Raw genomic sequence first — 539 nt, 5'->3', positions numbered from 1 at the left:
GGATAACGGGGCATGGTGTAGCTGCCGGCATTGGCGGCCACGGCGACGGAAACGCGGGGCGCCTCCGTCAGCAGCATGAAGCGATGCACGAACTGCCCGCCGGCTGAGTGGCCGAAGAGCAGATAGTCGGACGCCGTGAGCCCCTCGTCGGCACGGACAAAATCGAAAAGATGCTCAATGATCTGGAAGGACCATTTGCTGCGGTCGCGCGTCTCGATGCCGCCCATATTGAACAGCCGGGAAGAAAATCGCGCCTCGTCGAACTCCGGGGCCAGCACGATGAGCTTGTTTTTCTCGGCAAAAGGCATCCAGTTGTCGCGCATGCGCGAACCCTGGCGCTCCGCGCCATGGATCACCATCATCACCCTGGCATCGGGGCCGGCGCTGCGCGCCTTGTAGTAGTGCACGGTGACGGGCTTGTCCGCGAAATAGCCCTTGTCAGTGAAGACAAAGCTCTGCGGCTCGCCGGCCACCATGCCACCCGCCCAGGCCAGGCAGGCCTGCAGAAGCAGAACGCAGAGGATGACTATCTTCTTCAT

At 62.2% G+C, this 539-nt stretch carries 1 protein-coding gene; it reads right to left on the bottom strand.

Going from position 1 to position 539, the window contains the following annotated elements:
- Positions 1-473 (bottom strand): alpha/beta hydrolase family protein (locus AC1DVK_RS27180; RefSeq protein ID WP_477627856.1); only part of this gene is annotated, 473 nt, incomplete at its 3' end.
- Between the last annotated feature and the right edge of the window lie 66 nt (positions 474-539).

The sequence above is a fragment of the Peribacillus sp. P4_B1 genome (assembly GCF_056402395.1).
The sequence above is the reverse complement of the archived record's forward strand: the minus strand, read 5'-3'. Positions and strand labels throughout refer to the sequence as shown.